Source organism: Exiguobacterium sp. s6 (genome assembly GCF_018618155.1).
In the GTDB taxonomy this organism is placed as follows: domain Bacteria; phylum Bacillota; class Bacilli; order Exiguobacteriales; family Exiguobacteriaceae; genus Exiguobacterium; species Exiguobacterium mexicanum_A.
Genome location: NZ_JACSLN010000001.1, coordinates 1,367,859 through 1,393,091 on the forward strand (window position 1 = coordinate 1,367,859; position 25,233 = coordinate 1,393,091).

25 protein-coding genes, 2 pseudogenes and 1 other annotated feature are annotated in these 25,233 nt (G+C 46.4%); of the genes and pseudogenes, 12 read left to right on the plus strand and 15 right to left on the minus strand.

Annotated features, from left to right (window positions below):
• Nucleotides 1–211: 211 nt before the first annotated feature.
• Both KNP75_RS07075 and copZ read right to left on the minus strand, forming a co-directional pair.
• Nucleotides 212–2,350: a heavy metal translocating P-type ATPase gene (locus KNP75_RS07075; RefSeq protein ID WP_251128207.1), complete on the minus strand. Its 2,139-nt coding sequence runs from the start codon at nt 2,348–2,350 to the stop codon at nt 212–214.
• A 137-nt stretch (nt 2,351–2,487) separates the two neighbouring features.
• A complete protein-coding gene (gene copZ / locus KNP75_RS07080) occupies nt 2,488–2,691 on the minus strand; it encodes a copper chaperone CopZ (protein ID WP_029336157.1) in 204 nt (67 codons plus the stop codon).
• A gap of 272 nt (nt 2,692–2,963) precedes the next feature.
• Here copZ and KNP75_RS07085 point away from each other — a divergent pair, with 272 nt between their 5' ends.
• Nucleotides 2,964–3,296, plus strand: coding sequence for a four-helix bundle copper-binding protein (locus KNP75_RS07085; RefSeq protein WP_084158420.1), 333 nt, complete (start codon nt 2,964–2,966; stop codon nt 3,294–3,296).
• 59 nt (nt 3,297–3,355) lie between these two features.
• On the opposite strand, the gene KNP75_RS07090 is transcribed toward KNP75_RS07085, so the two are convergent.
• The 5 genes and pseudogenes from KNP75_RS07090 to KNP75_RS07110 form a co-directional block, all read right to left on the minus strand.
• A complete protein-coding gene (locus KNP75_RS07090) occupies nt 3,356–4,033 on the minus strand; it encodes a response regulator transcription factor (RefSeq protein ID WP_215190105.1) in 678 nt (225 codons plus the stop codon).
• On the minus strand, nt 4,011–5,414 hold the full coding sequence (locus tag KNP75_RS07095; RefSeq protein WP_215190106.1) for a sensor histidine kinase: 1,404 nt from the start codon (nt 5,412–5,414) through the stop codon (nt 4,011–4,013). The genes KNP75_RS07090 and KNP75_RS07095 overlap by 23 nt, the downstream gene beginning before the upstream one ends.
• A gap of 99 nt (nt 5,415–5,513) precedes the next feature.
• Complete coding sequence (locus tag KNP75_RS07100; RefSeq protein WP_215190107.1) at nt 5,514–6,422, minus strand: F510_1955 family glycosylhydrolase; 909 nt, start codon at nt 6,420–6,422, stop codon at nt 5,514–5,516.
• 323 nt (nt 6,423–6,745) lie between these two features.
• Nucleotides 6,746–7,289, minus strand: a pseudogene (gene resA, locus KNP75_RS07105) (thiol-disulfide oxidoreductase ResA).
• Nucleotides 7,290–7,327: 38 nt separating this feature from the next.
• The gene (locus KNP75_RS07110) at nt 7,328–8,035 is read right to left on the minus strand and encodes a cytochrome c biogenesis CcdA family protein (protein WP_029595520.1); all 708 of its coding nucleotides are present in this window, start codon (nt 8,033–8,035) and stop codon (nt 7,328–7,330) included.
• Between the two features lie 230 nt (nt 8,036–8,265).
• Here KNP75_RS07110 and KNP75_RS07115 point away from each other — a divergent pair.
• The 4 genes and pseudogenes from KNP75_RS07115 to KNP75_RS07130 form a co-directional block, all read left to right on the plus strand.
• Nucleotides 8,266–8,691 (plus strand): annotated as a pseudogene (locus KNP75_RS07115) (YdhK family protein); the annotation flags it as partial.
• Nucleotides 8,692–8,890: 199 nt separating this feature from the next.
• Nucleotides 8,891–10,342, plus strand: coding sequence for a UDP-N-acetylmuramoyl-L-alanyl-D-glutamate--2,6-diaminopimelate ligase (locus tag KNP75_RS07120; protein ID WP_029595522.1), 1,452 nt, complete (start codon nt 8,891–8,893; stop codon nt 10,340–10,342).
• Nucleotides 10,343–10,367: 25 nt separating this feature from the next.
• Nucleotides 10,368–11,528 carry a D-alanyl-D-alanine carboxypeptidase family protein gene (locus KNP75_RS07125; protein WP_215190108.1) on the plus strand — a complete coding sequence of 387 codons (1,161 nt, stop codon included), beginning with the start codon at nt 10,368–10,370 and terminating at the stop codon, nt 11,526–11,528.
• Between the two features lie 143 nt (nt 11,529–11,671).
• Complete coding sequence (locus KNP75_RS07130; RefSeq protein WP_125318013.1) at nt 11,672–12,151, plus strand: TVP38/TMEM64 family protein; 480 nt, start codon at nt 11,672–11,674, stop codon at nt 12,149–12,151.
• A 54-nt stretch (nt 12,152–12,205) separates the two neighbouring features.
• Here the strand turns inward: KNP75_RS07130 and KNP75_RS07135 are convergent, their stop codons facing one another.
• Complete coding sequence (locus KNP75_RS07135; RefSeq protein WP_214825370.1) at nt 12,206–12,661, minus strand: transposase; 456 nt, start codon at nt 12,659–12,661, stop codon at nt 12,206–12,208.
• Nucleotides 12,658–13,383, minus strand: a complete 726-nt coding sequence (locus KNP75_RS07140) for a transposase (protein ID WP_215190109.1) — start codon at nt 13,381–13,383, stop codon at nt 12,658–12,660. The genes KNP75_RS07135 and KNP75_RS07140 overlap by 4 nt, the downstream gene beginning before the upstream one ends.
• Before the next feature lie 173 nt (nt 13,384–13,556).
• Here KNP75_RS07140 and KNP75_RS07145 point away from each other — a divergent pair, with 173 nt between their 5' ends.
• Complete coding sequence (locus tag KNP75_RS07145; protein ID WP_214710163.1) at nt 13,557–13,883, plus strand: hypothetical protein; 327 nt, start codon at nt 13,557–13,559, stop codon at nt 13,881–13,883.
• Here KNP75_RS07145 and KNP75_RS07150 read toward each other — a convergent pair.
• Nucleotides 13,880–14,506: a hypothetical protein gene (locus tag KNP75_RS07150; RefSeq protein ID WP_058763613.1), complete on the minus strand. Its 627-nt coding sequence runs from the start codon at nt 14,504–14,506 to the stop codon at nt 13,880–13,882. The two genes, KNP75_RS07145 and KNP75_RS07150, sit on opposite strands and share 4 nt — an antisense overlap.
• A 105-nt stretch (nt 14,507–14,611) precedes the next feature.
• Nucleotides 14,612–14,821 (minus strand): hypothetical protein, encoded by a 210-nt coding sequence (locus KNP75_RS07155; protein ID WP_034777570.1) that lies wholly within the window; start codon nt 14,819–14,821, stop codon nt 14,612–14,614.
• A gap of 125 nt (nt 14,822–14,946) precedes the next feature.
• On the opposite strand from KNP75_RS07155, the gene KNP75_RS07160 reads away from it, so the two are divergent.
• From KNP75_RS07160 to KNP75_RS07175, 4 genes are all read left to right on the plus strand, one after another.
• Nucleotides 14,947–15,396, plus strand: coding sequence for a hypothetical protein (locus tag KNP75_RS07160; protein ID WP_214788517.1), 450 nt, complete (start codon nt 14,947–14,949; stop codon nt 15,394–15,396).
• A 322-nt stretch (nt 15,397–15,718) separates the two neighbouring features.
• A complete protein-coding gene (locus tag KNP75_RS07165) occupies nt 15,719–16,120 on the plus strand; it encodes a group-specific protein (RefSeq protein ID WP_214788520.1) in 402 nt (133 codons plus the stop codon).
• 205 nt (nt 16,121–16,325) lie between these two features.
• A complete protein-coding gene (locus KNP75_RS07170) occupies nt 16,326–17,549 on the plus strand; it encodes an MFS transporter (RefSeq protein ID WP_214788523.1) in 1,224 nt (407 codons plus the stop codon).
• A 313-nt stretch (nt 17,550–17,862) separates the two neighbouring features.
• Nucleotides 17,863–18,570: a class I SAM-dependent methyltransferase gene (locus KNP75_RS07175; protein ID WP_214788526.1), complete on the plus strand. Its 708-nt coding sequence runs from the start codon at nt 17,863–17,865 to the stop codon at nt 18,568–18,570.
• Nucleotides 18,571–18,652: 82 nt separating this feature from the next.
• Here the strand turns inward: KNP75_RS07175 and KNP75_RS07180 are convergent, their stop codons facing one another.
• Nucleotides 18,653–19,564 (minus strand): alpha/beta fold hydrolase, encoded by a 912-nt coding sequence (locus tag KNP75_RS07180; RefSeq protein WP_214788529.1) that lies wholly within the window; start codon nt 19,562–19,564, stop codon nt 18,653–18,655.
• Between the two features lie 134 nt (nt 19,565–19,698).
• On the opposite strand from KNP75_RS07180, the gene pyrH reads away from it, so the two are divergent.
• Together pyrH and KNP75_RS07190 are read left to right on the plus strand one after the other, a co-directional pair.
• Entirely contained in the window at nt 19,699–20,436 is a 738-nt protein-coding gene (pyrH, locus tag KNP75_RS07185) for a UMP kinase (protein WP_215190110.1), read from the plus strand.
• Nucleotides 20,437–20,648: 212 nt separating this feature from the next.
• Entirely contained in the window at nt 20,649–21,485 is an 837-nt protein-coding gene (locus tag KNP75_RS07190) for a GGDEF domain-containing protein (protein WP_215190111.1), read from the plus strand.
• Here the strand turns inward: KNP75_RS07190 and KNP75_RS07195 are convergent.
• The 3 genes from KNP75_RS07195 to metG all read right to left on the minus strand — a co-directional run bounded on the left by KNP75_RS07195 (nt 21,478) and on the right by metG (nt 24,890).
• Nucleotides 21,478–22,500 (minus strand): serine hydrolase domain-containing protein, encoded by a 1,023-nt coding sequence (locus KNP75_RS07195; protein ID WP_215190112.1) that lies wholly within the window; start codon nt 22,498–22,500, stop codon nt 21,478–21,480. The genes KNP75_RS07190 and KNP75_RS07195 overlap by 8 nt on opposite strands.
• Before the next feature lie 28 nt (nt 22,501–22,528).
• Nucleotides 22,529–23,191 carry an HAD family hydrolase gene (locus KNP75_RS07200; protein WP_353049023.1) on the minus strand — a complete coding sequence of 221 codons (663 nt, stop codon included), beginning with the start codon at nt 23,189–23,191 and terminating at the stop codon, nt 22,529–22,531.
• 61 nt (nt 23,192–23,252) lie between these two features.
• The gene (gene metG / locus KNP75_RS07205; protein ID WP_215190114.1) at nt 23,253–24,890 is read right to left on the minus strand and encodes a methionine--tRNA ligase; all 1,638 of its coding nucleotides are present in this window, start codon (nt 24,888–24,890) and stop codon (nt 23,253–23,255) included.
• 68 nt (nt 24,891–24,958) lie between these two features.
• Nucleotides 24,959–25,232: a binding site (T-box leader), on the minus strand.
• Between the last annotated feature and the right edge of the window lies 1 nt (nt 25,233).

The following is a 25,233-nucleotide window of genomic DNA, read 5'->3' on the forward strand; positions in this document are numbered from 1 at the left end:
TTAATTGAATTTAAGTAGAAAAGAGAAGAAGCTTTTGGGCTTCCTCTCTTCCGATAATATCTCATATGTTAACTATAAAAATATATTTAATTATCCAAAGTCTTCAAACCTCCGTTTGACTTTAACCTAATACAAAACTGTGCCCCCAAGGTTAAAGAAAATTCAACTTTTGGGAGGCAGCACTTTTCGTGTACGACAATTAAACACGGTGTTAAACAGCTCTATTTCTTAGTTTCAATGTCATCGCATTGATAGCCACGATAACCGTGGACACGGACATCAGAACTGCTCCTGCGGCAGGAGCCAACGTAATCCCAATGGAGGCTAGAACACCCGCCGCTATGGGAATGGCAATAAAGTTATAACCGGCTCCCCACACGAGGTTCTGTTTCATTTTACTGGTTGTTTTATTGGCCAATTCGATAAAGGATTCAATATCGCCTGGATCCGACTGAGTCAAAATCACATCAGCGGAATCGATGGCGACTTGAGTTCCGGCACCGACTGCTATCCCAACGTCTGCTATTGCAAGGGATGGTGCATCGTTGACGCCATCGCCGACCATGATAACCGTTTGTCCATTATTTTTCAGTGATTCCACTAAATGATATTTATCTTGCGGTGATTGATTGGCTCTGTATTCAATGCCCAGTTCCTCTGCTACTCCTTGGGCAGCCGTTTCATTGTCACCTGTAGCCATAATCGGTTTTATATTGTAATGCTTCAATGCCTGTATCAGCGTTCTGCTCGTTTCTTTCAATTCATCGCCTAATGCGACCGTACCGATCGGATTCCCGTCCTCAACTAGTATACTTAATGTTGCCCCTTTGGGAACATCCACCGCTACATCTCTTCCAAGTGCCTTTTGGCTGATCAATTCGTATTTGCGGCCATTGGCGTATCCTTCTATACCCGCACCCGACACAACATCAATCGAATCAAAGTGGACAGGCTGAATCCCTTGTTTCTCAGCGTATTGGACGATTGACTGGGCGATTGGGTGGCTGGACCCGCCTTCAATCCCTGCCATTAACGCCGCGATTTCGGCTTCGGTATGTTGACCATCCAGTGTTTCCATGTTCAAAACTTTAAATTCGCCAGTAGTCAATGTACCCGTTTTATCCAGTATCATTACATCAGCCTTAGTTGCCAGCTCCAATGCTTCGCGGTCTTTCACCAACAGCCCGCGGCTTGCACCTAAACTGGTGCTTCGTGCAATAACCAGCGGAATGGCAAGGCCGAGAGCGTGTGGACATGCAATGACTAATGTCGTAACCGTAAAAAGAATAGCGGTTTGAATGTCAGCAATGTACAGCCAAACGACAAAAGCGATGAAAGCCACCGCAATGGCGATATAAAACAGCCAGCCGGCTACTTTTTGAGCAAGATTTTCAGCTCTTGAAGGTTGATCCTGCGCTTGGCTTATCAGGGTTTGAACTTGAGAAATGAACGATTGGTCGCCGGTTTCCTGTACTTCAAGATATAAGATGCCTGCACCGTTCGTGGAACCGCCGATCACTTTGTCTCCGGCTCCTTTTTCAATGGGTTTAGATTCCCCCGTCAGCAAAGCTTCATTGATCCGCGAGGTGCCTCTTTTGATGATGCCATCGGCAGGGACGTTTTCTCCGGCCTGAACCCGTACAAGGTCTCCGACTTCCAGCTCATTTACGGGACGCGTCTCGATCGAATCATCTTCCAATACCACATGTGCATCTTTCGGCACCAATTCGGCGAGCGATTTTTGCGCGTCTCCTGCTTCTCCGATAGCCTTCATTTCGATCCAGTGTCCAAGGAGCATGATCAACAGCAAGGACGCGAATTCAAAGAAGAAATCCATGATGTGATCGCCGGTTACGTAGCGTGCCAGCACGGCGTAAATGCTGTACAAATAGGAAACGGATATCCCTAATGAAATAAGGGCCATCATGCCCGGTGCTTTTTCCTTAAATTCAGCGATTGCACCTTGATAGAAGGGTTTTCCGCCATAAACCAATAAGATAGTTGCTAATACAGCGACCACAATATCCGAGTATGGAAAAGTAAATTGGAAAGGAAGCCGAACGTCCATCATCGGCGACAATAATAGAATGACAATGCCCAAGGGCAGCGACTTCAGGAAAATTTCTTTGAAATTCCCATGATGGTGATGTCCATGGTCACTATGATCGTGGCCACCATGATTGTGATGGGCATGATCATCATGAATTTTGGCAGGATTGCTGTCGTCTTGAATGCCTTCTTTCACTTGGTCTTCATGGTACGAATGCCCAACATGTTTGGAATGATCCATTTTACTGTGATCTACCTGTTCGTCTTGATGGTGGTGATGGTCTTTATCATTTTTAGCCATTCAGTGCGCCTCCTCCAAACTAGTGGTTCTTATCCTATTTAACCCTATTTACATTCTTAACATTCACAAAGTTCTTGCCGAATATACCACGCGAGGGTATATTTCATTTAAAAGTAAAGTGTGCTGTGAAAGCACCCTTATACGACGTCATACCCTTGTTCTTCAATCGCTTTCTGAATTTCGTTTAATGATGTCTTGGCAGTATCATAGTCTACTGCCACTTCGCCTTTTTTAAGATCAACTGTCACAGATGAAATCCCTTCGAGTTCACCGACGCCCGTTTCAACCGAGTTTGCACAGTGGCCGCAGGACATACCTTGTACTTTTAATGTTTCAATCATTATTATTCCTCCTAAAGTAATATTTCCTTAAACTTAACATACCCCGATAGGGTATATCAAGTGTTTAGTATCATTTTACTTTATCGCTGTTTCCATGACTCTAATTTAGAAGTTCACAATGACCCCCCAAAAAAACCGCACCATTGATTTTAATATTTGATTACTTGTCTATAAAATGTGCAGTTTCTATGGAGTTTCGGTATTTCTGTTTAGTTTGGAAAGGAGAGGGAAATCCAGTAAATGAAACAAAAATAAGAAATGGAGGTTTTAACATGGCTCATGAACAACATCAGGAATTGATTCGGGCATTACATGATTGTGCAGCGGAATGTAACCATTGTTTTGACGCTTGTCTGCAGGAAGACGATGTGAAGATGCTAGCACAGTGCATTCGATTAGACCGGGAATGCGCGGACATGTGTGCATTTTTGGAACATGCCATTACTCACAATTCACCGTTCGTTTCCGAACTGGCAGCCGTTTGCGCAACCATTTGCGAAGCTTGCGCAGAGGAATGTGAGAAGCACGCCGATCATCATGAACATTGCAGACGCTGTGCGGAAGCTTGCCGTAGATGTGCAGAAGCTTGCCGTAACGCCGCATAACCTTACTCAAAAAGGCCCGTCGGAAATATTTTCCGACGGACCTTTTCTTTTATCAAGCATCATTCTGCTTCATGGATCCATTTGTAGCCGATTCCCCAAACCGTGAGAAAATGATCATCGACCGGAAAACCGGACTGGCGGATTTTTTCCCGAACATTTCGCACATGCGAATCGATGGTCCGCCCTTCCGTCTCTGAGTCGAATCCCCAAATTAACTGGATCAGCTGCTCCCTCGTAAACACTTTGTCGGCATTCTTCATCAGGTGGCCCACCATCAGAAATTCTTTTGGCGTCAATTTGATGATATGTTTGCCGTACGTAAGTTCAAACCGGTCTTTTTCCCACACCAAACCGTCCACTTCAATGGTATTTTTCGGAGTTCTCCTGCGAAGCAGCGCCCCCATCCGGGCCAGCAACTCATCTTCATTAAACGGCTTTGTGATGTAATCATCCGCCCCGATATTCAATCCCTTAACAATATCCTCCTGTTGTTCCCGCGCCGTCAGCATAATGATTGGCACATCCGAAAATTTCCGGATTTCGCGGCACAGTTCCCAGCCATCCATTTCCGGCATCATGATATCCAGTAAGACGAGATCGAAAGGTTCCGATTCCAAATAGTCGAGGGCTTCATGAGCTCCCAGTGCTTTTTTACAGAGGTACTGATGCGGCTTCAAATATAAAGCCACTAAATCCAGCATTCGTTGTTCATCATCAACCAACAGCACTTTCTGCAAGCGAATCCCCCCTTTTCAATTCTATCAGGACGGTTGTCCCTTGTCCGTACTCACTTTGAAGCGTCATGAGACCACCGTGCGATTCGACGATTTCTTTCGCAATCGCCAGGCCAAGACCGCTTCCGCCGTACTGTCTGGATCTGGATTTATCGACCCGATACAATTGTTCAAAGACAAAAGGAAGATCTTTTTCCGGTATGCCCTCTCCTTCATCACGGATGCTTATGGTGATGGTACCTTTATCTTGGACTCCCTGTAATACCACTTGTGTTCCTTCAGGAGAATGCTTGCGGGCGTTGTCCAAGACATTCAGCAATACCTGCTGAAAACGTTCGGGATCAATGAAGGCGACAATCTCATGTTCACAATGGACAGCCAATGAAATCTGTTTCTCGTCAAAAGCTGGCCGAACCAAGGCAACGACGGATGCAAAAAGCATCTCCAGTGAAAATTCCTCTTTTTGAATGGCGAACTGGTTATGATCCATCTGAGCCAGCTCAAACAGCTGCCGGATCAATTCCGTCAAATGGGCCGTCTCTTCCCGGATGATGCCAATGTATTCCTTTTTCTCTTCCTCGGATGCATCCGGCCGGCTCGCGATATCGGCATATCCTTTGATATAGGTCAACGGCGTCCGCAACTCGTGCGAAATACTCGCCAAAAATTCATTCCGCTCATTTTTTAAATGTTCCAAGTCACTGGATAGAGCAGTGATGGCGTTCGCCAGCTCTCCCAACTCATCGTTTCGGCCAATATTCAGGCTGACCTCGTGGTGCCCTTCGCTTAACTGTTCCGTCGCTTCTTTTATCCGAATCAACGGCAACGTAATCAATCGGGATAGCAGAAAAATTGTGATGACGGTCAACCCGACAGCAATCAGGCCAACAATCAGGAATTGGTTTCGCAAATGACTGACCATCCCTTTGATATGATTGGTTTCCGCAAACATGAACACGTGGCCTCTATGTTCTCCTTCAATGGTGATTGGGCTGTCCGTCGCAATAAACTCTTTTTTGTCCCATCGCTCTTCCACGACCTTCCCTCCCTGCAGAACCTCATCAAAATCGGTATGTTCCAACACTTCCCTCATTTCAGGTTCAATCAGATCGGAATGGGTCAATTCGTTGCCATCTGCATCCGTGATGATGACGATGAAATCGGAGGCCGATTCCATCAACGCCACATGGTTCAATGTCGCCGGTTCAAAACTGTCTTCCAATACTTCGCTGTGGGTGTTCCCTCTTGCAAGCAGGTTGGTCATGACTTCATCCACCCGTTCATTGACAAAAGTAACGTACAGGGTTAGAAACAAAACCAATTCAATGATGATAATAAACACAAAAAACAGCAAACCTATTTTCAATGCAAGCCTGTTTAACATGGCATCCCTCTTTAAGTCGATTGGTTAGCAGCAATCAAGACAAAGACTGCTGCCGAAAGCTGTTGGATTCGGTTCGTCTTTCAAACGGCTAGCTGGTTTCTACTTGGTTTTTCCCTCTTCCAGCAGCGTTTTCCAGGTCTGTAATCCGTCTTCCGACAAGTAGGCATTGCCTTCAAATGTGTAGATCGCCAGTTCCATTCCATCCATCGGGTTTTGTGCAATAAAAGCGATGGCATCTTGTGAAAGGTCCGGTGTATCCACCGGCTCGAGTTCTTCATTTTCCATAGTATACTTCACCAGAGCCGCCGCTGTCCCGTAGCTTCCGAAGTACAAATGGTCTTCGGTGAAATGCACCGCTGTGCCTGTTTCACTTCCGTCTGTAATGGCTTTAAAATTTTCTCCGCCATCCCGTGAGAAATAAATCCCTGCAGCCGTAGCTGCAGCGACGAAGTTTGAGTCAGCCGGGTGAAGAGCGAGCGAAGTCACTTCGCCTTCCAGCCCTTCAGCCTTCACAGTTTTCCATGATTCGCCTTCATCACCGCTTTTATATACGCCGGCTTCCAATAGGGAATTCTTGGCCGGATTGATTAGGAAAATGTCGTTACTGTTATATCCCACCGCCATGGCATGAAAATCCGTTTCTCCTTGAAATGCAATCTCTTCAATCGATTTACCGCTGTCGATGCTTCGCTGTATCCCTAGGGGATTGGGTAATTCTGAGTCTGCACTTGGGTGGCCCGACGTAATAAATCCTTCATTTGTTGCATTAAAGCCCATATAATCATGAAAATTATCCGCCGTTTCGAACCAGCCCTCTTCCCGGTAAATTTTCAGCCCGGTATGCGAGGCAAAATACAGTCCGTTCTCATTTCCTGCATAACCCATCCCATGAACATGGTTCAGTTCCCCTTCAAACGGCACTTCAAATGAATCCGTTGTATCATTGCTGCAGCCTGCCAGCAAAAGAAAAGCCGACAGCACTGCCGTTCCTATTCTCTTTTTTTTCATGTAGATGCCCTCCGAATATGTCATTTTTTATTTTTTATAAGTATAACATTCTTAAAGTTTAACGAAAAAGTTTCGACTTTTTGTGCAGATATCTTGATTTCAAAACAGGTAATCCATTCCCTCTACAATTGACCCAAAAGGAATAATCCTTCCAATCGGTCCGGTGGAGGATCTTTGCCTGATTTTTATTTATAAATTTTCTACACCTGACATTTCTTTTCTTTCGGTTAGTCCACTTTAAAGAAATGTTTTTTTCTCGTTTTTTCTTTGCAGCATTTTTCAAAATAACGTGGCCCGCATTATGCTTGGGAAATTCAGAGGTATCAGCACGGTTTGATCTGTTCCATATAACTCGCGATATCCTCTTCGGACATTTCACCCGTAATAATTTTCTCGATTTTGCCCTCTTGATTGACTAACAGAGTAGTCGGCAATGGACGGATATTATAAGCTCCATAACACTTTTGTCCTTATCGATAACAATCGGGAACGTTAAATTTCGCTGTTCAGCAAATTGTCTCACTTCATAATCGGATTGCGCAATATTGACAGCGAGTATCTCCACACCTTGATCCTTGTATACCTGGTACTGCTTTTCCATCAGCGGGAACTCTTTTTCGCACGGTTTGCACCAAGTACCCCAAAAGTTCACGAACACCCCCTGCCCTTTGTACTCAGACAGCTGATGCCGTTCCCCGTTCAAATCCGTCAACGCAAAATCGGGTGCCGAATCTCCAACTTGCAGCAATTCGTTTTTCTCTTTTGTTAATCCGTTGTAGATGGTAAATGCAATAGCGACAACCAGAATGAACAAATACTTGTCCTCATAATCAAGCGATTTCTCTTTTTATCCTTTTTAGCAGCCATACACTGTCACGTCCTTCCTAGATGATGGGTTGAGTCCATTAAAACCCTGTAAATCCACCCGTAAATTGCGATAAAAAAGCGATGATTTCTGTCAGCATGTCAAAGTAAAGTAAAACGCCCATCAGAATCATTAATGCTCCTCCTATTGACATGAAAAGAGCGCTCTTCTTCTTCAAGAAAGTCATTTTCTCAATAAAAAACGACATCAAGAGAAAAGGAATGGAAAATCCCAGAACGTAAAACAGCATATAGAGTAAGCCACTGTCCGGATCCGCTACTCCGAGTGCAATAACTCCTGCAAGTATGGGACCGGTACACGGGGTCCATCCAGCTGCAAAGCCAATGCCGATCAGAACAGAACCCGCGTATCCGGAGGGCCTTTTCTGGAACTGTAATTTCTTATCCGACAGCAGGAAGTCGAATTTCAGAATACCGGTTAGGACCAAGCCAAAAAACACCATCAAAATAGCGCCCAATTGACGTAGAAGAACTTGATATTCCAAGAAGAAGTTTCCGATAAGCGAAGTCGACAAGCCCAACGCTAAAAAAATGATGGAGAAACCTATCAAAAATAGAACCGTATGAATCAAAGCCGTGCTCCTCATCATTCCCTTGCCCGTCTTTAACTCATTGACTGAAACTCCAGTAAGGTAGGATAAAAAAGCCGGATACAAAGGAAGGGAGCATGGAGAGATAAATGATAAAAGCCCTGCGCCAAACGCAAGATACAAACTAATTTCCGCCACTTGTACACCTCCTATTACAGTAAGTTGAATCCTCTTCTTTATCATTTTTGTATCCCTTAAGGAATCAAATGAAATTTTCTATATAAGACTCGGGGAATTTCAAGGTATGTAAAATTAAATACAGCCCCTCTCTTAACTTCTACTTCCCCGTGCTTGCTTAACCGTTCCAGAAGACGTCAACCAATCCAGTTTACCGATTAATTCTTGATTTTCTGTGCAGTTTCTTCTATTCCGGTTCAGGTGAAGTCCCGGATGATTTGCAGGAAGCCGAAAATCCAACCTTTGAAGTTGGAAGCCAGGCGATTATTGAAACCGATCATATGGAAGGCATGAAAGGTGCTGAAGCCACAATTGTCGGGGCTTATGATACAACCGCCTATGCAGTGACCTATACGCCGACGGACGGAGGCGAGCCGGTTGAAAATCACAAATGGGTGATTCACGCAGAATTGGAAAATCCAGGTGATGAACCATTGGAAACGGGCGATGAAGCGGCCATTGCCGCTGACCATATGGAGGGAATGGACGGCGCAACGGCTACGGTTGATTCTACCGAAGAAACGACCGTCTATATGGTTGATTTCGTCCCGACCACCGGAGGCGAGGAAGTCACCAATCATAAATGGGTGACTGAAAGCGAACTGTCACCCGAATAAAAGCGCCAAAACCCGGGATCTTGTCAACAAGATCCCGGGTTTTTATCTGTAATGGTTCATAAAGGATTCGATTTCGTTTGTATTACAAAAACATTAAGTTTTAGTAGTTAGGCTTCCCGTATAAATTCTGCACATTTTTTCAACATTTTTATAATAGAATAAATCAAATTTAAATAGTTTTAGAGAGGTCACCAAATCTATGAAAACAAATCAGCTTTTGAACGAATCCGGTCTGATCTCCCGATTAGATTCCAGAATATTAGAATTAGACATCAAGGGGATTGCCGATAACTCAAGCGATGTGGCAAAAGGTTTTGTGTTTGTTGCTATTAAAGGATTTGAAATTGATGGTCACGGGTTTATTGACCAGGCAATTGAAAAAGGGGCAGCCCTTGTCATCGGAGAACAAGGAATTACCCGGTTAGGTGTCCCTTATTTACAGGTGGAAAATAGCCGGAAAGCGCTTGGCATCCTGGCCAGGAATTTTTATGGCCGTCCATCTGACCAGAAAATAATGATTGGAATTACGGGCACCAACGGAAAAACGACGACGAGCTATATGCTCCAGCACTTTCTGGAAAGCAACGGTATGAGTTGTTCTGTCATCGGTACCAACCAAAATATTATCAATGGCGAAAAAATGAAAAGCTCGAACACCACACCAAATTCACTCGCTCTCCATAAACTGTTGACCCTCAGTCAGGATGAGGTCGTCATTATGGAAGTTTCTTCTCATGGACTGGCCCAGTATCGGTTAGAAGGCATTGAATTTGATTACGGCTTGTTCCTCAATCTTCACCATGAACACCTGGATTATCACAGTTCCATGGAAGAATATTTTCAGGCGAAGCTTACAATGTTCAATCAGATGAAAGAACATGGGATTGCTGTAGTGAATACAGATAATGAGTGGGGACGAAAGCTCTGTGGAATCCTGCAAACAAAGGGAAAACCGATTTATGCAATTGGCACATCCACTGAATGCAACCTGCGTGTTGCAAAATTTCATTCACTGTCCTCCACTATGCGGGTGATTGAAAGTAACGAAACGTATCAAATGGTCGCTGCCATGACCGGAATGCACAATATGTATAACACCTTAATGGCCTACGGAACATCATTGTTGCTGGGTATCCCCAAAGAAAAGCTCTTAAACTCCATTCACCATTTCAAGGGAGTCGATGGACGCTTTGAGGTCACGAAACTGGCCAAGGGCTCGATCGTTATTGTGGATTATGCCCATACTCCGGATGCCATCTCTTACTGCCTGGAAACTGCAAAATCACAAGGGGCCCAACGAATAACCCATATTTTCGGCTTTCGTGGAAATCGAGATGCCAGCAAGAGAAAGCACATGCTATCCATATCTGCTGAAATGAGTGACCGCTACATTTTAACGTTGGACGACCTGAACAATGTTTCTCCAGGAGATATGCTGGAAGTTTTAAACCAACTAAATGAAACATACGGCAACTCAAAAGGCAGCATCGTTCCAGACCGTACACTCGCCATTCAGCAAGCAATCCATGAAAGCAAGGAAGGCGACTGGATTGTGATTACCGGTAAAGGACACGAGAAATACCAGCAAACCTTTCATTTACCGACTGATTCGGACCGGGAAACCGTCAATTATATAATAAAGCAGAACTAAAATAATCACTCAGGAGGGAGTAGTTATGAAAAAACTAAGTGTTGTTTCAACCATTTTAATCATGATCAACACTTTAATCGTTTCGTCCGTTTTCAGTAAAACTGATGACCCTTCCCTGCCAAACGTATCCAGTGAAGCAGCTATTGTCATGGAAGCAACGACTGGAGAAATCCTCTATGAAAAAAATGCACAGTCGCAGATGTATCCTGCCAGCCTAACAAAAATTGCCACAGCCATTTATGCAATTGAAAACAGAAAATTAAATGATGTTGTAACCATCAGTAAAAAAGCACGCAATACGGAAGGCACCCGTGTTTATTTGGAAGAGGGAGAACAAGTGACTTTAGAAAAACTGTTGCTGGGCCTCTTAGTCAACTCTGGAAATGATGCCGGCGTCGCCATTGCTGAACACATCAGCGGCAGCGTTGAGTTATTTTCTGCTGATATGAATTTATATTTAGAAGATGTAATTGGCCTGCGGAATACGAACTTCGAAAATCCCCACGGTCTTTTTGATCCCGAGCATGTTACGACAGCCGAAGATTTAGCGAAGTTAACCCGATATGCGATGAAGAACGATGAATTCATGAAAATATTTGGAACAAAAGAACTGCCCTGGAACGGTGAATCCTGGGATACCACGCTTTATACCCACCACAAACTATTAAGGGAAAAACCTTATGAAGGCGTTACGGGTGGTAAAACCGGGTTTGTGCCAGAAGCAGGCGTCACGCTGGCCACGACAGCCAAAAGAGAAAACCTGAATTTAATTGTCGTCACCTTAAAAAGCGACACAGAGGCAGAAGCTTATGCTGACACTATTCAACTTTTGGATTTTGGATTTGAAAATTTTAAAACAGTGAGCATTCCGAAAGAAAGCAGCTTTTTTGCCGGTGATGTGGAATACATTACGCCAGGCGATTTCTTTTATACACACCAAACAGATGAGCAAGTGACAATCGCTGTAAAAGAAGATGGACTATTAAGGATTACTGATCAGGATGGCACTCTTTTGTATTCTTATCAGTTTCCCGTTGTCAGTGCTTCTGAGACAAACCTTCCTTCTAATTCTGAAGACGTTCGCACATTTTTCCCACCTGGGATTTTAAGTTCAATCTATTTGTTCCTCCTCGTCGTTGGCTTTTCAGGATTAGTGTATTACCGAATTCGAAAAAAACGGATATAGAACGCACTTCTCTATCTTAAAATTTCATTCAACTGAACTTTTATATACCATCAATTTTTTAAACAGCGCAGGAGGCGGATTATACCATAAACACTCAGTTCCCCGTTTTAGAATTTCTGCTGCTTCTCATTTTCAACATAAGTATGGGTGCAGTTGGCTTTTTCCCAAGCTTTTTGCTCACGTCTCTCAATATCAGTTCTTTAGGGTTAACCATTGGCGTCATCCTTTCTTTGTCGGGGGAGATTTTTGGCGCTATCGTCGGATTTTACCTATATCGATATGGGTTTTCAAAAGTTAATCCAAAGTGGTTAAAGCGGCCGTTCTGGAGGTACATCCAGAGTTCTTCAATAAGCCGCGTCTTCTGGGCAATCATCTTGCTGCGCTTAATTCCTTTTGTCCCATCAGGTCTGGTAACAGCAGGGGCGGCCTTGACGCCCATTCCAGGTGGCTTATTCATTATTGCCAGCACCATCGGTAAAATTCCGGCCGTTTCTCTTGAAGTGGCTGTTGTTTATGGCCTTGTAGAATCCATACATCCCGGTTATCAGTACGGCTTATTTATTTTGATCTTTCTATCGTTTCTAGTGATCTGGGCAAAGAACAAAAGAAAAAATTCTTTGTAATTTTACCCCCTGTTTGAGAAAACTTCGATAAATTCATCCTCTTTTTCTGGCTCATCACCATAACTCGTGGTTGCTATTTTGACGACCGATCTCGAGGCGCAATCTTAAAAAGAATCGCTCGAGGTTTCGATAGCCATAGCCACGGCGTTTGATGAGCTTGATCTTGTTGTTCGTCCCTTCCATCTTCCCGTTCGACAGCCTTGACACGATTGTCTGGCGCATCGCTTGCTCCCGGACCCGGATTGCTTTCGCGATCTTCGCCAGGGGCCCGCACGGATGGAACTGATAACGGTCCAACCAGTCTGTGAGCCGCCGTTGCGCCTGTATCTCGCACGTCGCCTTCAGCACATATCGGATATGCTGGAGCCCTTGATAGAGGTTCCGAATGAATGGATCTTCCTGCATACAGGAACGGGCGACCTCCCGGTCTTCCCCAGTCAGCGTTTCCGGGCGACGCGCGAGCGAACGATCGATCACGCGAACGTGGTGATGGCGTCTTGCCTCGTTCAAAAACGACGCCGTCGGCGAAGGGCGTCCGTGACGAACTGGACGAGGTGGAACCGGTCCAGCACATGTTCTGCCTCCGGGAAGACATGGTTGATGGCCTTCGCCATCGCCGGTGCAAAATCACTGACGACAGAACGGACATCCCCGGATACGCCTTGAAGTGCTGCCGAGATGGCTGCCACGTCCCGGCCCGGGACAATGGACAGAAGCTGGCCACTCTTGGCATCGAGGACAATCGTCGCATAGTGGTGCCCCTTTCTCGTGGCGAACTCGTCGACCAGGACATGCGTTGCACGCTCCATCGTCTCCACCGAAGCGTACTGATAGAACCAGCGCTCCACCGTCGTATAAGGGAGGCTGTACTCGCGTGCGACATCTGAGATTGTCCGTCCGTGGCAACGTTTTGCGATGCCTTTCCGGAAAACCTCGGTGGAAGTGCGGACGAGCCCGAGACCGTAGTCATACACGAACGTCAAATCACAAGAGGTGCATCTTTGACGTGGGACATCCAGTTCGATCCAGAGTACACCGACGTTCCACGCATGACCGTGTCGAAAGCGACGCCGCTTTTTCGAATGCAGGATGGTCTTTCTCTGGCACAGCGGACAAGGGATATCATGTCGATCCGGGATGACCGGAAAAACGTTTGGTTCTTCGTCTGAAGACATCTGAATCTGAAAAAGGTCTGGAAGTGGAAGAAGTAATTTGATAAACTGTTGGGACAAAGCGAAAACTCCAATCGTGGTTTGTCTAAGCAACAATTACGATACCGGGGTTTTCGCTTTTTTTCTATGTTCAATTCAAAATCTGATGGATTTTATGCGTCAACCACACCTTATGGTGATGAGCCTAATCATTTCAATCAATATCCAATTTATAACAAGAAGGAGAATGTAATTTGCGCATTCATCTGCTAGGCATTTTATCGTTTGTGGCATGGATTTATATCCTCATTCGTCAGTATTTGTATATAGAGACTGTCCTGATCGATCAAGACCATTTCATCGTTGCGCTCATCGACCTCGAGACTTTCATGTATTTGCCCTTCCTCATGATGTTCTCCGTGATTCCACTCACTAGCGCAATCATTTCAGAATACACGATTCGCTATTTCAAGAATCGTGACAACCCGCGCCTATTCGGTTTACTCGCTGTCCTTTATACACTTGCGACGATTCATATGATGTGTGTGGTTTGGACGTTTTTTACGACTCCAACTTACTAAAGCTCATCAATCTTCCTTTCAAGTTGCAAGACCCATTCATCCAGATCCGATTCATCATGTAAGTAACCGCTGTCTCCGTCGGGTAAATCGATCCCGTTTAACCAGACAAGTGAATCAGTCGTCATGCCCACAATGAGGTCGTCATCTGACTGCTGAAGCACACGTCCGGCCCAATCGGATACGTCTTCCCGCGTCACTAAGCCCTCCTTCACATACAAAACCCATTTGATCATCTCTTCGAACGTCGGGGTATAACGTTTTCGAGGAAGTTCTTGTTCAGACAACTCTCCGCGCTTTAAACGTTGCGTCAAGAGCAATAGTCGCTCTGTCGTCGGGGCCCAGTTCATAACCGTTTCAATCGGTGTGCGAATCACATCACTCGGTCTGTATTCGTCGTTACAAAAAAATAGCTCCCCGTTGCCTAAATCGATAGTTAGCCAATTCCCATCGCTATCGTAACCAACGCGGATGAACCGCAAATCGGTTTCTTGTAAAGCACGAAGTTGTGCAGCGTCGGCCCTCGTTAACAGCGTTGCTTTTTTTGAAGCACCGACTATCGTGAACATCTGAAGTTCCATTTCCTCCTCACCTAAGGATGAAATGATGACTTGTTGCTCAAACAATGGCTCGCCCACCTTACCGTAACCAATCCTTGACGGAAGTCGACAACATCTCATCCACTTCGAACGTCTCATGACTGACGATGATGACGTAATTCGACTCGATGTTCACACAAATGGGGTCCCTAAAAAGTCCCCATACCCGATGATATAAAGCCCGTCCGGCCATGGCTCCTCGTCGTCCTGATACTCCTCCTGTACTTCCTCGAAACGTTCACGCTCGTTAACGAATGCGAAGCGCGGCAATCCTTCCACATCTTCGAGTTTGATTTCGACCTCTTCTATCGGCAATAGTGCTTTCAATTCCTCTTTTGTCATTGTTGTTCCACCTTTCTTTTTTTAGTCTAACTCCACCTGTTCATCTTGACACACTCTCCCTTTAGTGTAAAATTACACTTGTAAGTAAATGTAAATATAACCCTCATCAAGAAAGGGGTTCAGAAATGGCTAATTCAAAGAAATGCCTCGTCGTCTTGTCATCGGTCTATATACTCGCGTTCATCGTGAACCTAATTCCATCCTTCATGTTTCCTGATGCAGAGATTCACCCAATTCATGCTTTCGCATCCGGCTTACTGCTCGTTTGCATGCTTGGGACGTGTTTACTTCGAAACCGTGCCGCAAAACTGTTCATCATGGCTATTTTGTTCGCAAGTGTCACTGTCTTCACATTAAATAGCTTCGAAACATATATGTATGACATCGTGGTGTTGGACGCCTTGTTTGCGATTCAGTATCCGCTCTATATCATATTCGTGACGCCACTGTTCGGGCTCAATTACTTCCTGAACGTCAATCCGGAATACGTCGCATTGCTCATCTTTTTCATCGCGATTTTGTTGCTTATCGTTCATGAAGTAGCGGTGACACGATTCGATCGAGTCAAACAATGAACGGAAGTCATGTGACGCGTCGTTTTCAAGCGGTGATGATTAGCGGCAGGAGCCTTTTCATATCCATCGTTTACGTTTTGTTCTCCCCAAATTGGATTGGGCCAGGATTCGTGTGGATACTTGGAACGATGAAATTGTTGATAACCTCTTCAATCGGATTAACAGTGCATCTTTCCAAATATCGAGGATGGCATCGATCCAAGTCCATTTTCGTAGGCGTCGGCATACTCTTGATGCTTGGACTCATTTCCCTGTATATCTTGTGGTAAGTTATTGCCATCAACATGAATCACTCGACATGACATATGCTAGGAGGACTCATATGAACTTCTATATCGGCTCACGCTTCGCAAACATCGAACGAGTAAGGGAGCTGCGTGATACTCTTCTCTCGCAAGGTCACACGCATACATACGACTGGACGACGAACGATCGCGCCACGACACTTGAAAACTTGCGAGCCATCGGCACGAGTGAGTTCGAGACCATCAAGGCTTCGGACTTCGTCATCATTTTACTGCCGGCCGGCAACAGCAGCCATATCGAGCTCGGGATTGCCCTCGGTGCTGGTGTTCCCGTGTTCGTCCATGACGCCACGAATCGCTTCGACGATGTCGAGACGACGAGCACGTTCTATCATCTAAATCATGTCGTCCAATTGACAGGACCGCTCGAGGATGTGCCTAAGGCCATCACAGTCTACTTCGCTGGTACAGCGCGTTAAGTCACCTGCTCGGCTTGCAACAATCATTTCGAGAGCCATCTGGCTCTGTCAAAAAGTATATCGCAGCCTCTTTGTCCAATCTATGGAAAGCGAGCAAGCCGGATAATCAAATTCATAAAAAATTGAAGTGGATTGGATTTATCTGGTATATCAATCATTTTTGTGACATACTGTTCAAAATCTACTTTGAACGGGGACGATTGCGATGAATACTTGGAAACACACTTTACTCTTACTAACTGGCGTCGGCATCTCGAACCTCGGCGCCTGGGTGTATTTCATCGCCCTCAACTTGATTGTTCTCGAGATGACGCAATCGCCGTTCACCGTCTCGGTCCTCTACATTCTGGTCCCGCTCGCGGCCCTATGCGCGAACGTTTGGTCAGGCTCGGTCATCGACCGTACCGATACACGCCGCTTGATGATGTGGCTTGATGCGCTCCGCGCCGTCGTCGTCTTCAGTCTCGCTTTCATCGACTCACTCGCGCTCATCTACTTGCTCGTGTTTCTATTGAACATCGCGAGTTCCGTCTTCGAATCGGCCTCCCTCGTCTACATGACCAAGCTCGTCCCAAGCGGTGACCGTCAACGGTTCAACGCCATGAAAAATTTCGTCCAATCGGCCGGATTCATCTTAGGCCCGGCCATCGCGGGATTGTTGTTCATGATCGGTACACCCGCGCTCGCGATACAATTGAACGCGCTGGCGTTGCTCGTGTCTGTCGGAATCCTCTCCCTACTACCGAAGTTGTTCACGGCCCGCGACGAAGTCGAAGTGTTCAACCTGCGCATGATTCTCGATGATTGGAAAACGGTCGTCCGATTCGCATCGACCATGCGTTACGTGACACTCGTCTATGGCCTATTCTGCGTCATGACGATTTTCATGTCGGGGCTCGACTCGCTCGAGGCGTCGTTCGCGACGCAAGTGCTCAACTTCTCTGAGAGTCGCTACGGTTTTCTCGTCAGTGTTGCCGGAGCCGGGATTATCGCTGGTTCCATCATCAACGCGACGTTCAGTGCCCGGCTGACGTTACCGTTCCTAATCAGTTTCGGTGCCATCCTAACACCTGTCGGCTATCTCGTCTTCGCCTTCTCCGAGTCATTCGTGGTCGCAGCGGTCGGATTCTTCCTGCTCACGTTCGCCTTGTCGTTCGCGAACACCGGCTTCTTGTCGTTCTATCAAAACAATGTCCCGACCGACCTGATGGGCCGCTTCTCCGGGGTGATCAACGTAGCGGAGTCCGTCTTGATTATCGGGTTGACGTTCGGCATCGGTCTCCTCGCTGAATATGTCGGGATTCGCTCGACGTATGTCGCCTTCTCACTCGCTTTCTTGCTCGTCGGCTTGGTCACGGTTCGGATTGTGCTCGAACGTTCAAAACGAGGGATGTATGAGGCGGTCGTCGTTGAAGAGAATGTCTCGTAATTCTAAACTGCCTCATTTGTAACATAATTATAATAGTTGTAATAAATAGGAATTATTGCTATCGGATCATTCACCTCACACTCTCAAAAACCTTTATTTAATCGATTGTGAATAAACTGCAATGGAGGACATGGAAATTGAGTTCACGAGCTATACTCCCTTCCCTGAGGCCTTTACACACTATTTTCCGGTCCATCTACTACCTTCAAATCCGAGATGAATTAACCTGAATGTCATGTACCTGACATCCTCACATTTGGAAAAAATCGTATAATTAAGGAGTGTTCAAGAAACTATAAAAGCGGGGGATACCATGAAAGAGACGATTCGAACTGAAGAAGATTTATTGAATATGTTGGACTCTCTGTTGAGGGAACCGAGTGAGTTTTGGGACTCGTTTTACGCAGATCGAGACAAGCGCATCCCCTTCTTTGTGAACAAGCCTGATGAAAACTTGGTCAGCTATTTTGAGCGGGATATCCTAGCACCGTGTCACGTGTTGGAGTTAGGGAGCGGTCCTGGACGCAACGCCATCTATTTTGCGGAGAACGGATGTACGGTCGATGCCATCGATTTGTCCATCACATCGATTGAATGGGCCAAAGAACGCGCCATTGAGAATCAAGTGGAAGTGAACTTCATGCATGACAATCTGTATGATGTGAAACTAGAAGAGTCCGCATACGACGTCATCTATGATTCAGGTTGTTTTCACCATATCGCGCCGCATCGAAGAAAACAGTATATCGATTTAGTCTGGAAAACGCTAAAACCAGACGGTCACTTTGCAATCACATGCTTCGTGGAAGGTGGCGAGCTCGGCGGCTCGGACATCACGGACTGGGAAGTGTATCGCCGAAGAAACCTGAACGGCGGGCTCGGCTTCACGCCTGAAAAACTTCGGTCCATCTTCCATTCGTTCGAGGAAGTCGAGATTCGCAAGATGCGACAGGCCGACCGTTCTGAAGACGTCTTTGGGGTCTCGGCACTCTGGACGGCGCTGTTCAAAAAAACGGACTGAATTCTTATGCTCGACACAGAAAGAGCCGATTGAGACCATTCTCTCAATCGGCTCTTTCTTAGTTGTTGTGGCGACATTCGGCTTATTGTATCGCTTGAGTCATCTGATCAATGTGTTCTTCTACCACAGCAATAATAACATCCGGACGATCTAAATGAATGGCATGCGATGCCTGTTCCGCAATCACCAGCTTGCTAGTCGTTGAGAGCATCGTTTGTTCACGAATGAGTTGATGCCACGTTGCTTCTAATAACCTTAACTCAGATTCAGGAAAACCGTTTAACATGCCTTGTTCGACTTCATGGTCGGCGTCGCGTCCAATCACATATAACGGCATCACACCGAGGTTTCCTAACTGTTTTATGAACCGGGCATCCGCATACCAGTTCTTGACTTCATCAATCATCGTTTTATACAGATTCGGTCTTTGGAAAAATTGAATCAATTCTGCTTGAACATCACTCGGAAGCTTCAGCTGATTGGGTGTCAATACGATTTGGATACGTCGCGTTAACGCTGATTCGGTTTGCTCTGCATACGCCTCACATTGTTTCAGCCATTCCTCATCCGACGCTCCCTCATTCATGATTGGCAAGTCTAGCGTATCAAGCCTCTCCAAGTCATGTGATGTGGAGTCAACGAGCACGAGTGCAGCCACATCAGATGGATAACGCTTCGCGAAATGCTGGGCGCAAAGTCCTCCGTAGGAATGTCCTAACAAGATGACGGGCTCGTCAATACGCAGAATGTGTAATAGTTCTTTTAAATCGCGTACTGTTGCTTCGGTGTTGCGCTCACGTTGACTCTGCTCACTTCTGCCAATCCCCGGCCGGTGATACAGGATGACCCGATTCATTGCACTTAGCTTCTCTGTCACCTCATGCCACTCCTCGAATGAACAACCCATTCCAGTCATGATGACGATCGGTGTACCATGCTCTCTTTTAAGATTCACTTCAAGTTCTGTCTCAAACACTTTCACAAAATGCTTCATGTATATGTCCCCCCATTCCTCTCCCGTTTCCAACAATCTCACTTTCCATTATAACTGACACCTTAAAATCATTGCTAATTAATTGAAAAACCTATATAATTTTGGAGATTTGGAATCGTAAAGGGAGTGTAACGATGAACAACTATCAAAACGTGCTCATCAAGTTGAGCGGGGCGGCCATCGCCGGCGAGGACAACTCAAATTTCGATGCACACAACCTCGATCAAATTGCGGATGAAATCCTGTCATTGATTGACATGGGCATCAACGTCTCCCTGATGATCGGCGGAGGGAACATCTTCCGAGGAAATATGGCAGACGCATGGGGCATCGACCGCGTCGAGGCTGACAACATCGGCACACTCGGCACCGTCATCAACAGCTTGATGTTGCGCGGTGTCTTGAAGAGTAAGACCGACCGCGAAGTTCGGGTCATGACGGCCATGCCGATTCCGAGCATGGCCGAGCCGTACATTCGACTGAAGGCACTCACCCATCTGGACAAAGGATACGTCCTCATCTTTGCAGGCGGTAACGGTCAGCCGTTCGTCTCGACCGACTATCCGGCGGTTCAACGCGCGGTCGAGATGCACTGCGACGCCCTGTTCGTCGCGAAAAACAGGATCTCCGGCGTCTATACGGACGATCCGAATCAATCGAACACGGCGAGACAATATACGTCGCTCCACTATAACGATGTGTTGCGCCATGACTTGAAGGTAATGGATCAGTCAGCGCTGCTCCTCGCGCGGGACAATCATCTCCCGGTCCATGTGTTCGACTTCGAAGAGATGGGCGCGATGAAGCGCATCTGTTCGGGCGAATCTCTCGGCACGTTGATTCACGACGGCCAGACCAACTTAGCGCCATAACTGACGACACCACCGGCACAGATGTCGGTGGTGTCGTTTACTTGATTCACTCGAAGAACGCACTCGCCCCGATTCAAAAAAACGGACTCGTCGTTTCAATCTGATGTTCTATAATGGATATATACATCTTTGATTGGTTATTCCCTACGAATCACGGGTAATTGAGGAGGTGGCTCCTCGCGACCCGATTTGAAACAGATGGAGGGATGAACATGAAGCAATGGACCAATGACTCGATTTACTTGTTCGGGCTCATCGCTTGTATGGTTGTCGGCACGATGGCGTACACCTTCCTTTTGCTTGAGAGTAACACCGGGCTTCTCGGCTACTTGATTTTACCTGCCATCGTCTTATCTTCCCTCATCTTCGGGATGCGGGCCGGGCTGACCTTGTCTGTCACGCTCCTCGTCTTTTTATTCATTTATTTTCGATGGTTCGCGTCCATCTATGAAGCAGGAAACGTTCAGTTTTTTAACGCCAGAGGTATCAGTTTTACGATTCTGTTGCTCGTCATGTCCATTTTGTCCGGCCTCGTCCATCAACTCGTGAAGAACGTGCAGCTGTCACGGCTCGAGTTAGAGGAACGGGCACGACAGCTCGTGGCCGTTGATCCTGAGACGTGGCTCGATAACGCCGAACGGTTTCGGATGGATTTGACTGCAGAACGCGATCGCCTCATTCGCCACGGTGACGCCTTCACAGTGTCGTTCATTCAACTCCAAGAGCTGAGACAGTTCGAGGAGCGCTATGGACGGACAGAATATGAATGGTTCTTGAACTACTTCAGCGACGAGCTCCTTCTGGCCACGAGACGAACAGATCATAAGTATCGCATCGCCCTAGACACGTTCGCCATCATCTATCCACATACGTCCCCAGAGGCCGCCCGCGTCGTCCATGACCGGATTCGTCCGTTACTCGAACAGTACGAACTCCAAAGCGGTGAACACGTGTCGTTGACTCATGAACATACGTTTTATGATGTGAATCGAGAAAATAGCAACACGGTCGTCGACGAAATCATTGCGAACATGTCCGCAATCAGTTGAATGTCGCGCGATATATATCCCCAATCAGACCATCCATTTGGTGCACCCCTAACTCTGCATTCGTCATGATGATCATTGCTTTGCCTATGTACGGGTATGCCACGAGCATGCTTTGAAAACCAATCCCCCAGCCGAGCGAGGACAGTTCGCGCAGCTCCTGTTCCCCATCCAAAAAGACACCGAGTCCGATGAACGGGTTCAACGACGAACCAGACAGCATGTCTTTTACCATCCGAGGAGACAGTAAGCGACCGTTGCCTCTCACCGCATCCATGAGTTCGATGACAACGCGCGTCAAATCCTCTGTCGTCGTCCACAATCCGGCCGCCGCTGGATACGGATAGTGCGGGATGATGGGGGCGACGGAATGACCGTGCTTGTCGTGTCCGCTCGAAAACGCCACACCTTCCACCTCGAAGTCATATCCACTCGCATGCATACGGAGCGGGATGAACAGTTCGTCACGGATCACATTCGCAAACGGACGCTCCATGACGTCCTCAATCAATAGTTGAATTAGACAGAACCCGGCGTCCGAATAGTGAAACGCTTGGCCCGGCTCACCCGTTACATGAACCGGTCCGTCGTGATACAGCGTGTCTCCGTTCAACAAAGCGGTCATCGAAGGTCGTCCGAAGGTGACATCAAGCTCTCCGAAACTGTCCGTCGCATCGATGACCCCGGACTCATGACGCAATACTTGACGCAACGTCACCTCGCTACGTTTTGAGGCAACATCTGTGAGTTGCCATGAAACGAGTCGGTCATTCACCGGTTCATCTAACGCTACCTGTCCCGTTTCGACCAACTTCATAACGAGGACACTGGTCAGAAACTTACTCATCGAACAGGCATTGAAGCGCGTGTCAGCCGTCACCGGATGACCGCTCCCCGTCGCCACCGTTCCGAACTGTTTAGAGTCCATGAGTCGCCCGTGTTCAATCAGGGCGATGCTACAACCCGGGACGCGATGGTATTTCATCCGCTCCTCGATATATGCTACATCTAACGGCATCACGCAACTTCCTCTCCTAAAGATAATCTCACCGCATCACAATCAATTCGGACAAATCGTCAATCGAATCATCGGCGTCTGCTTCAGACCCCTCCCAGCGGTCGTTCCGTTTCCAAACCGTCCGCATGCCGACTCGCTTAGCGGCTTGAATGTCATGGAGCGCGTGGTCCCCGACGAACATGGCAGTTCCTGGCGTAACGTCTAATCGCTCAAGGGCCCGTTGAAACAGGTCGGGGTCTGGCTTTTTCATGCCTTCCCATTCAGAGACGAGAATGCAATCGAAATAGTCGTGGATACCTAGACCACGGATCGACTTCATTTGAAATTCGCCATTTCCGTTCGTGATGATGCCGAGTCGAAGACCACGCGCTTTCAAGGCGCTTAGCATCGGTTTTAGATTCGGGAACGCGACGCAGAAATGCTGAAACTGGTTCACATAGTCATCGAGCAGTTCTTGTCGAGTGATTCCGCTAATCTCAAACTCCTGAATCAACTGGTCATACACCGCGTCTTTCCATCGATAGCCGTGCTGGTCGAGTTCGATGAAGCGCGTGACATAATCTCGTTCTTCGATGCCGATCAGATGTCTGTTCAGTCTTGCATACTGGTCGTGGATGAACCGACGAACGGATTCATCCCGGTTCAGCAGCGTGCCATCCAAATCAAAAATAACTGCCTTTAACAACGACATGCTTCCTTCGCTCCCTTTTTATCTTCGTTTAAGGTTGAAAAGTACACGCCCTGTAATCCACTCATGTATTGGATTGCTCGTATAGTCGCGTCCTCTCCTCCTCAATGATGGCCACATCGATCCTCTCAAATAAAGGAACCACTTTGTTCAAACGATATGATTTGATACTAACAACATCCCATGTCTCACATTCTACGTGAATCATTTCGCGAATTTTTTTACTCGAGAACGGCAGAAATGGTTCCAACACACGCCCTAAATTGATAATTAAATGAGCGCAGTCTGCTAACGTCTGTCGACAGGCTTGTTCATCCGAATTGATTTGCTTCCAAGGCTGTTGCTGATCGAAATATTTATTCGAAAAGCGAACCATTTCAAAAACCGTCTCCAAAGCTCGCTTAAAGTTCGCCTGTTCAATAAGTAGACCCACTTCTACGTACAACGTTTCTATTTTGAATTGAATCTCGGTTGATACAGCTATATCGGGAATGATACTTTCAAATGATTTCTCAATAAATTTAAGCGTCCGATTTACAAAGTTCCCGTAAGCCCCTAATAATTCAGCATTATGACTGTAGATGAATTCTTTCCACGAAAAATCGGCATCCCTGTTCTCGGGTGCATTGCTTGTCATAAAATACCGAATCGAATCGGCTTCATATCGTTCTAACAAATCTGGCATCCAGACGGCCCAATTCTTGCTCGTGGATATCTTTCGTTTCTCGAGCGTTACATACTCATTCGAGACAATATGCGTCGGCAATGCCATATCTCCTAAGGCTACGAGAATCGAGGCCCAAATGACGGAGTGAAATGGGATGTTGTCTTTTCCGTGTACATAATACGACCGTACACCTTTCGACCAAAATGGTGAATCATCGTTTTCGTTTTCCTCTGCCCATAATCGACTCGCCGTTAAGTAACCTGCTACCGCTTCAATCCATACATAAATTTTCTTATCTTCGTATCCTTTGATTGGCACACTGACACCGATTGATAAATCTCGAGAGACGGCACGGTCTTGCAGCCCTTCCCTTAAATATCTTTTTGTAAGTGAAATCGCATTCTCTCGCCAAAGCGAATTAGTTTCAGCATGACTCACATATGTGTCTAACGTTTCTTGAAAAGAGCTCAGTGAAAGATAGAAGTGTTCGGTGAAACGTGTCGTCGGTTCGTTCCCACATAGCTTACATTGGCGTTGCAACAAGTCGAGGGGTTCGAGCATTTTTGAGCATTGATCACATTGGTCTCCGCGCGCATGAGCGTGGCATTGCGGGCAAATACCTTCCACATAACGGTCCGGAAGAAATTGTTCGCAATGGTTGCAGTAACTTTGCTCGACTTCTTTTTTATAAATCAGTCCTTTTTGAAGCAAATCGAGGAATATGTTTTGCACGTTCCGATGATGGAACGTGGTGTCTGTTCTCGTGTACACATCATATGAAAATCCGAGCTTCGAAAAACATGTTACAAACTCCTCATGGTAACGATTTGCAATCACAGCAGGCGATACGCCCTCCTGCTTCGCCCTTACAGTAATCGGGGTACCGTTACAATCGCTGCCTGACACATACAGTACTTTTTCTCCTTTTAGCCGAAAATACCTTGCTAAAATATCTCCGGAAAGTAGACTCGAAACATGTCCTAAATGTAAAGATCCGTTCGCATACACCCAAGCCCCACCAATGAATACAGCCATGACTTCATTCCTCCAGTTAATTAGTTCAATAGAAAACAAAAAAACCTCGCCCTCAACTGTCAATAACAGTTAAGGACGAGGTTTGGATTCCCCGTGGTACCACCTTAGTTCGCAAGATGACTTACGCCATTTGCCTCTACAAGTACAGAACAAATGAGTTCGTTCGTATACCGTGACATTGATAACGGATGCCAATTCCCGTCGAAGCCTACTCATACGAAACGTATTTTCAGGTCGAAGCTCAGAGACCATTTTCAAGTGAGGATTTTTAACTTCTTTTCAGCTACCGAAGTTCTCTGTATAAAAATCGAGTCACTCTACTTTTCTCTTCCATGCCTTTTTC

Coding starts and splice junctions, on each gene's coding strand:
- KNP75_RS07075 (WP_251128207.1), bottom strand. CDS start 2,350: ATGGCTAAAAATGATAAAGACCATCACCACCATCAAGACGAACAGGTA.
- copZ (WP_029336157.1), bottom strand. CDS start 2,691: ATGATTGAAACATTAAAAGTACAAGGTATGTCCTGCGGCCACTGTGCA.
- KNP75_RS07085 (WP_084158420.1), top strand. CDS start 2,964: ATGGCTCATGAACAACATCAGGAATTGATTCGGGCATTACATGATTGT.
- KNP75_RS07095 (WP_215190106.1), bottom strand. CDS start 5,414: ATGTTAAACAGGCTTGCATTGAAAATAGGTTTGCTGTTTTTTGTGTTT.
- KNP75_RS07100 (WP_215190107.1), bottom strand. CDS start 6,422: ATGAAAAAAAAGAGAATAGGAACGGCAGTGCTGTCGGCTTTTCTTTTG.
- KNP75_RS07120 (WP_029595522.1), top strand. CDS start 8,891: ATGAAAACAAATCAGCTTTTGAACGAATCCGGTCTGATCTCCCGATTA.
- KNP75_RS07125 (WP_215190108.1), top strand. CDS start 10,368: ATGAAAAAACTAAGTGTTGTTTCAACCATTTTAATCATGATCAACACT.
- KNP75_RS07130 (WP_125318013.1), top strand. CDS start 11,672: ATGGGTGCAGTTGGCTTTTTCCCAAGCTTTTTGCTCACGTCTCTCAAT.
- KNP75_RS07155 (WP_034777570.1), bottom strand. CDS start 14,821: ATGACAAAAGAGGAATTGAAAGCACTATTGCCGATAGAAGAGGTCGAA.
- KNP75_RS07160 (WP_214788517.1), top strand. CDS start 14,947: ATGGCTAATTCAAAGAAATGCCTCGTCGTCTTGTCATCGGTCTATATA.
- KNP75_RS07165 (WP_214788520.1), top strand. CDS start 15,719: ATGAACTTCTATATCGGCTCACGCTTCGCAAACATCGAACGAGTAAGG.
- KNP75_RS07170 (WP_214788523.1), top strand. CDS start 16,326: ATGAATACTTGGAAACACACTTTACTCTTACTAACTGGCGTCGGCATC.
- KNP75_RS07175 (WP_214788526.1), top strand. CDS start 17,863: ATGAAAGAGACGATTCGAACTGAAGAAGATTTATTGAATATGTTGGAC.
- KNP75_RS07180 (WP_214788529.1), bottom strand. CDS start 19,564: ATGAAGCATTTTGTGAAAGTGTTTGAGACAGAACTTGAAGTGAATCTT.
- pyrH (WP_215190110.1), top strand. CDS start 19,699: ATGAACAACTATCAAAACGTGCTCATCAAGTTGAGCGGGGCGGCCATC.
- KNP75_RS07190 (WP_215190111.1), top strand. CDS start 20,649: ATGAAGCAATGGACCAATGACTCGATTTACTTGTTCGGGCTCATCGCT.
- KNP75_RS07195 (WP_215190112.1), bottom strand. CDS start 22,500: ATGCCGTTAGATGTAGCATATATCGAGGAGCGGATGAAATACCATCGC.
- KNP75_RS07200 (WP_353049023.1), bottom strand. CDS start 23,191: ATGTCGTTGTTAAAGGCAGTTATTTTTGATTTGGATGGCACGCTGCTG.
- metG (WP_215190114.1), bottom strand. CDS start 24,890: ATGGCTGTATTCATTGGTGGGGCTTGGGTGTATGCGAACGGATCTTTA.